Annotated in this window: 4 protein-coding genes; 2 read left to right on the forward strand and 2 right to left on the reverse strand. The window is 66.9% G+C overall.

What is annotated here, in order from left to right:
- Positions 1-35: 35 nt before the first annotated feature.
- On the reverse strand, positions 36-1,826 hold the full coding sequence (locus NR187_RS20645) for an acyl-CoA dehydrogenase C-terminal domain-containing protein (protein WP_211381008.1): 1,791 nt from the start codon (positions 1,824-1,826) through the stop codon (positions 36-38).
- A 48-nt stretch (positions 1,827-1,874) separates the two neighbouring features.
- Positions 1,875-2,258: a nuclear transport factor 2 family protein gene (locus tag NR187_RS20650; RefSeq protein WP_256807386.1), complete on the reverse strand. Its 384-nt coding sequence runs from the start codon at positions 2,256-2,258 to the stop codon at positions 1,875-1,877.
- Positions 2,259-2,461: 203 nt separating this feature from the next.
- Between NR187_RS20650 and NR187_RS20655 the strand changes: the two genes are divergently transcribed.
- A complete protein-coding gene (locus NR187_RS20655) occupies positions 2,462-3,052 on the forward strand; it encodes a PadR family transcriptional regulator (protein ID WP_211381006.1) in 591 nt (196 codons plus the stop codon).
- A gap of 211 nt (positions 3,053-3,263) precedes the next feature.
- The gene (locus tag NR187_RS20660) at positions 3,264-6,716 is read left to right on the forward strand and encodes a tetratricopeptide repeat protein (RefSeq protein WP_256807387.1); all 3,453 of its coding nucleotides are present in this window, start codon (positions 3,264-3,266) and stop codon (positions 6,714-6,716) included.
- Positions 6,717-6,959 lie beyond the last annotated feature (243 nt).

Raw genomic sequence — 6,959 nt, forward strand, 5'->3', positions numbered from 1 at the left:
CGGCGCGGTCGCAATCATTGGTGAAGCGGGAAGCCTCAGAACGCTTCCGCCGGCAATTCCATGATGGTGGCGCAGCCGGCCTGGATGCGCGCAAGATTGGCGGCGGTCTCCGGCAGCATCCGCTCCATGAAGAAGCGCCCGGTGACGAGCTTGGTGGAGAGATAGGGCGTCGCCCCGCTCTCGGCAATCTTGGCATTCGTCACCTTCGCCATCTTCGCCCACATGTAGCCGAGCGCGACGAAGCCGAACAAATGCAGGTAATCGGTTGCGGCGGCGCCGGCATTGTCCGGCTTTGCCATCGCGTTCTGCATCAGCCAGGTGGTGGCCTGCTGGAGATGGCCGAGCGAGGCCGAGAGCGGGGTGATGAAGGGTTTCATCGCCTCGTCGCCGCCGTTCTCCTTGGCGAAGGCCATGACCTCGCCGAAGAAGGCCATGATGGCGCGGCCGCCGTCGCGCGGCAGCTTGCGGCCGACGAGGTCCAGCGCCTGGATGCCGTTGGCGCCTTCGTAGATCATCGCGATGCGGGCATCGCGCACGAACTGCTCCATGCCGTGCTCGGCGATGTAGCCGTGGCCGCCATACATCTGCTGCGCCTGCACCGCGTTGGCGAAGCCGTAATCGGTGAGGAAGCCCTTCAGCACCGGGGTCATCAGGCCCATGTGATCGTCGGCGGCCTGGCGGTCCTTGGGATCCTCGGAGCGATGGGCGACGTCGCTCTTCAGCGCGGTCCACATCACGAAGGCGCGCGCGGCCTCGTTGAAGGCGCGGATCGACAGCAGCGTGCGGCGCACGTCGGGATGCACGATGATCGGATCGGCCGCCTTGTCCGGCGCCTTGACGCCGGTGAGCGAGCGGCCCTGGATGCGATCCCGGGCATAGGCGACCGCGTTCTGATAGGCCACCTCGGACTGCGCGAGGCCCTGCACGGCGACGCCGAGCCTGGCCTCGTTCATCATCACGAACATGCCCTGCATGCCCTTGTTCTCTTCGCCGATCAGCCAGCCGGTGGCGCTGTCGTAGTTCATCACGCAGGTGGAGTTGCCGTGGATGCCCATCTTGTGCTCGATCGAGCCGCAGACCACGCCGTTGCGGGCGCCGACCGAACCGTCGGCATTGACCAGGAATTTCGGCACCACGAACAGCGACACGCCCTTGATGCCGGCCGGCGCGCCCTCGATACGGGCGAGCACGAGGTGGATGATGTTGGGGGCGAGGTCATGCTCGCCGGCCGAGATGAAGATCTTGGTGCCCGTGATCTTGTAGCTGCCGTCGGCCTGGGGCACCGCCTTGGTGCGGAGCATGCCGAGATCGGTGCCGCAATGCGGCTCGGTCAGGTTCATGGTCCCGGTCCACTCGCCCGCCACCATCTTCGGCACGTAGGTCTGCTTCTGCTCCGGCGAGCCGTGCACGATCAGCGCGGCGGTCGCGCCCATGGTGAGGCCGCCATACATCGAGAACGCCATGTTGGCGGAGATCTGGAATTCGTTGACCGCCTGGCTCAGCGTCACCGGCAGCCCCTGCCCTCCGAACTCGGTCGGAGCCGACAGACCGAGCCAGCCGCCCTCGGCGACCTGCTTGAACGCGTCCTTGAATCCCTTCGGCGTGGTGACGCTGCCGTCGTCAGCGCGCTTGCAGCCTTCGAGATCGCCCACACGATTCAGCGGCTGGAGCACTTCCTCGGCAAGCTTGGCCGCTTCGCCCAGGATCGCCTCGCGCACGTCGCTCGACGCATCGGAGAAGCCGGCCAGATTGTCGTAGCGGTCGATCTGGAAGACGTCGTTGAGCAGGAAGTTCACGTCTTCGACGGGGGCTTTATAGATCGGCATGGTGGTCTCCCGGCATAACCTTGAAGTAGTTGGGCCTCGAAGTGGTTTCTACGATTGGGCGGCAAGCTGCTCCGCCATCAGGCGATGCAGCATGTTGATCGCCTTGAGCGGACGCACCATCACCTTGAAATGCGTGATGCGTCCCTCGGCATCGAAGGTGATGATGTCGACACCGTTGATCTCGATGCCGTCGATCATGGTCTTGAACTCGAGCACGGCGCCGCTGGTGCTCTTCCATTCCCCGACATAGGTGAAGCCGGGACCGCCGAGCACATTCTCGGCGCTGGCGAGATATTTGAAGGTGATGTCGCGGCCGCGCTGCGGCGAATGCACGACGGGGCTTTCGAAGACGGCGTCGGGATGCAGCAGGTCCCACAACGCGGCGCGGTCGTGGGACTTCATGTACCCGTACCAGGAGTCGAGGCCGGTCATTGTCAGGGTGCCTCCCTAAAGGGCCTTGGCAAAAAACGCGAAAACAACCCCATGCACAGTAGCGCGAAGGCTGATTCCGTTGAGGTTGTTGGGGCGGTGCTGGCCCTCTTTCCGGGGCTACCTCATATGCACATTGACGCATATGCGCCGATGCGCATAAAGTCAAGCTGGTTGGTTAATGTCGATGAAGAGAGGCCGATGCCATGGCGCTGGGCGACGCGATCCTCGCATGCCTGACGGAACGGCCGATGACGGGCTACGAGCTCGCCAAGACGTTCGACTCCTCGATCGGCTTCTTCTGGAAGGCCGACCACCAGCAGATCTACCGCGAGCTCTCCAAGCTGCGCGACCGCGGCTACATCCAGGGTCGCGAGGTCGTGCAATCGGGCAAACCCAATAAATTGATCTATACGCTGACTCCCGAGGGCCGAACAGCGCTGCGGCACTGGGCCGCGCGGCCAAGCACCCCGCCGTCGATCAAGGACGACCTCCTGGTGCGGCTGCATGCGCTCGACAGCATCGAGATCGAACCCATGCGGACCGATTTGATGGCCCGGCTGGAGCACCATCGCGACCGGCACGACAATTACGAGCGGATTCTCAAGAAGCGTTTTCCGGAAGGGACGGCGTCGGGCGTGCTCGACCTCGGCAATCTGCTCCTGCTTCAGCTCGGCGCCCGGCATGAGCAGCTGGTCGCCGATTTTTGCGAAGAGGCTCTCGAGGCGTTGTCGGCGATGAGCGGCAAGGGCACCGTGGTGCCGCTCGATGACGGCAAGCGCGAGGGGAAGGGCTGAGGGCACGCAAGCGGGAGAGGTCCGCCCCTGGGTTCCCGCCCCCAACTTTAAGACACCGTCAACCGGTTCCTTAACCCGTTATTTACCGTAACAGACAAAAGTCGGTTTTCGAGGCAGACGACCCGCGCCAAATCCGATTGTCTTGCAACCGGCACGCGAGGGGAGACTGGAGGCGCCGGGTGGGGCGCCGGAGTCGGAACCGGACAGAGTCATGAATTCGCGCGTATCGTGGAGTGCTGACGGCATCGATCCATCCGTCCGGGAGCGGGCCGAAGCCGCTGCGCGTCGTGCCGGCATGTCACTCAACGATTGGCTGAACTCCACGCTCGGCGAGACTGCCCCGCCGAACTTTCGCGGACCTCACGACCAGCGTCCGCAACCTCCGAACGTTCCGAGCCAGGCCGCGAGTCAGGAAAGCCGCGAAGTCGCCGACATCCACCAGCGGCTCGACGCGATCACCCAGCAGATCGAACGGATTTCAAAGCCCGCGCCGCGCCAGGAGGTCTCGCGCGAGCAGGGCGTGGCACGCCAGCTCAACGACGCAATCTCGCGGCTCGACGCGCGGCTGTCGCAGATCTCGAAGCCGCCGCAGTCTCAACCGCAGCAGCCTCAGGTCCCGCGCACCGCTCCAATCGACGCGCGCCAGCGCCAGGCCGACGCGGTCGAGCGCGCGGCAGCGCAGGTCTATCGCAATTCACCGCCCCTGAGCCCCGCTTCCTTCGACGTTGCCGTCGCCGAGATCACGGCACGGCAGAGCGAGCTCGACGGCTTTGCGCCGCGGCAGATGCCGCCGCGCGCCGCGCCGTCGATCGCACCCGCGGCGGCTCCTTTCGTGGCCCCGATAGCGCCGCCCCCGCCGGCCTACGCGCCGCCGCCACCGCAGCCGGGGCCGGGGCCGGATTTCTCCGCGCTCGAGCGCCATCTGCTCAAGATCACGAGCCAGATCGAGTCGCTGCAGCGCCCTGACAATACCGAGCAGGCGATCAACGCCTTCCGCAGCGAGCTTGCGGAGATCCGCCACGCCATCACCGAGGCGATGCCGCGCCGTGCGATCGAATCGATCGAGAACGAGATTCGCTCGCTGCACCGGCGCATCGACGAGACCCGCTCCAACGGCACCGACGGTCAGGTCCTGTCCGGCATCGAGCACGCGCTGTCCGACATCAAGCAGGTGCTGCGCACGCTGACGCCGGCCGAGCAGCTCACCGGCTATGACGAGGCGATCCGCAATCTCGGCGCCAAGCTCGATCTGATCCTGCGCGCCAATGACGATCCGTCGACAGTACGCCAGCTCGAAGGCGCGATCTCGGCGCTGCGCAGCATCGTGTCCAACGTCGCCTCCAACGAAGCGCTGGCTCGGCTCTCGGAAGACGTACAGCTGTTGTCGTCCAAGGTCGACCAGGTCACCCGTTCGTCCGGCAACGGCGACAGTTTTGCCGTGCTGGAGCAGCGCATCGCGGCGCTCACCGCCGCTCTGGAAACGCGCGAGCGGCCTCAGCCATCCGAGAGCACCGAGCATCTGGAAGGCGCGATCCGTGCGCTGTCGGACCGTTTCGACCGCATGCAGGTCGGCAACGATTCCGCATCGACGTTCGCGCATCTCGAACAGCGGGTGTCGTATCTGCTGGAGCGGATCGAGGCCGCCTCCGATCCGCGCAACGGCAATCTCAGCCGCGTCGAGGACGGGCTGCATGACATCCTGCGGCACCTGGAACGCCAGCAGGCGACCTATTCCGCGCTGGCCGAGAGCCGCAACTCCACCCCGCCTTCCGATTCCGGCGTGGTGGATATCGTCAAGCGCGAGCTCTCCGACATCCGCTTCAGCCAGGCCGAGACCAACCGCACCACCCAGGACTCGCTCGAAGCCGTTCACAACGCACTCGGCCACGTCGTCGACCGCCTCTCGATGATCGAGGGCGATCTGCGCGCGGTGCGCACGGCGCCGTCAGCCCCTGCGCCGCAGCCGATGCCCATGCCGATGGCCGCTCCCTTGGCCGCTCCCTTGGCCGCTCCCTTGGAGCCCGCGCCGATGGCGCTCGAGCCGCGGCAGCAAGCGCAGCAGCAGCCGAAATACGATCCGAAGCCCGAGCTGCCGAACCCCGCTGCCGCGCAACACGCACCCCCGGGCGCCTTCGTCGCTGCGCCGCGCGAATTCCACGCCGCTGCCGCCCCCGCGGCGCCGCCGCCGATGCCGATGGCGCCGCAAGCCGCGCCGCCTCTGCCGCCGCGCGCGATCAGCGAGATCCTGGAGCCGCATACGGCGCCCGCACGCGCCGTGCTCGCGCCCGAATTGCCGCCGGATCATCCGCTCGAACCGGGCACACGGCCGGGCGCACGCGTCGCCACGCCGTCGGAGCGGATTGCCGCCTCCGAGAGCGCGATCAGCGAAATTCCCGCCGCGCCGAAGGAGCCGGTGTCCTCATCGAGCTTCATCGCAGCCGCGCGCCGCGCGGCGCAGGCCGCCGCCGCGCAGCCGCCCGAGAAGCCGGCCCGCGGCGCCAAGGCCGCAATCGCCCGCGCCAAGGACAAGGGCCAGGAAGGCGGCTCGACCATCACCTCGAAGATCCGCTCGCTGCTGGTCGGCGCGAGCGTGGTCGTGATCGTGCTCGGCACCTTCAAGATGGCGATGAATCTGATCGACGGCGGCAGCGCGCCGCCGGCACCGCAGGCGATGGAGAATTCCTCGCCCGCGCCGCAGGCACCGCCGCCGGTCGAGACAAAGCCGTCGGCGCCTGAGCAGATCACACCGTCGATGACCTCACCGACGCCGATCGGAAAGCAATCGCAGAACAACGCCGCGCCGGCCCTGCCCGCGAATGCCGGCAACTCGGCCTCGGTCGAAATTCCGCCGGCGCCTGCCGCAGCCCCGCAGCCTGCCTCCAGCGACGTCACCGGCGCGCTGTCGGGCACGAGCCGCGCGAAACTCGCCATGATCCAGGTGCCGCCGAGCGAAAAACTGCCTGACGCCATCGGCGGCCCGGGCTTGCGCAGCGCTGCGATGAAGGGCGATGCGACCGCGGCCTACGAGATCGGCGTGCGCTTTGCCGAAGGCAAGGGCGTCGCTGCGAATTACGACGAAGCCGCCAAATGGTACGATCGCGCGGCGCAGGCCGGCGTGGTGCCCGCGACCTTCCGCCTCGGCACGCTCTACGAGAAGGGCCTCGGCGTGAAGAAGGACGCCGACATCGCCCGCCGCTACTACGCGCAGGCCGCCGAGCGCGGCAACGCCAAGGCGATGCACAATCTCGCGGTGCTCGACGCCGATGGCGGCGGACGCGGCGCCAATTACAAGAGCGCGGCGCAATGGTTCCGCAAGGCGGCCGATCGCGGCGTCGCCGACAGCCAGTTCAACCTCGGCATCCTCTATGCCCGCGGGATCGGTGTGGAGCAGAACCTCGCCGAATCCTACAAATGGTTCACCCTCGCGGCCGCGCAGGGCGATGCGGATGCGGCGGGCAAGCGCGACGACGTCGCCAAGCGTCTGGACCCGCAATCGCTGGCCGCAGCCAAGCTCGCGATCCAGACCTTCAGCGCCGAGCCGCAGCCGGATGATGCGGTCAATGTTCCGGCTCCGAATGGTGGCTGGGACAGCGCGCCGCAGGCGAACGCAAAACCGGCGGCCAAGCCGGTCGCAACCAAGCGCGCGGCCTCCGCCGCGCATTAAATCCGGACAGCGGATCAAACCAGCGGGCCGCGGGCTCGGTGCACCTCTCTCGCTTGCGGGAGAGGTCGGCGCGTAGCGCCGGGTGAGGGCTTTCTCCTCTTGGGGATTCTCGATTGAGGAGACACCCTCTCCCCAACCCTCCCCCGCAGGCCGGGGCTATCGCATATGACAGCGGGAGGTTTCCGAAAGAGCTCGGCCTGCATGGTTCGAGACGCCCGCTTTGGCGGGCTCCTCACCATGAGG

This window comes from Bradyrhizobium sp. Bra64 (assembly GCF_024519875.1).
In the GTDB taxonomy this organism is placed as follows: domain Bacteria; phylum Pseudomonadota; class Alphaproteobacteria; order Rhizobiales; family Xanthobacteraceae; genus Bradyrhizobium; species Bradyrhizobium japonicum_G.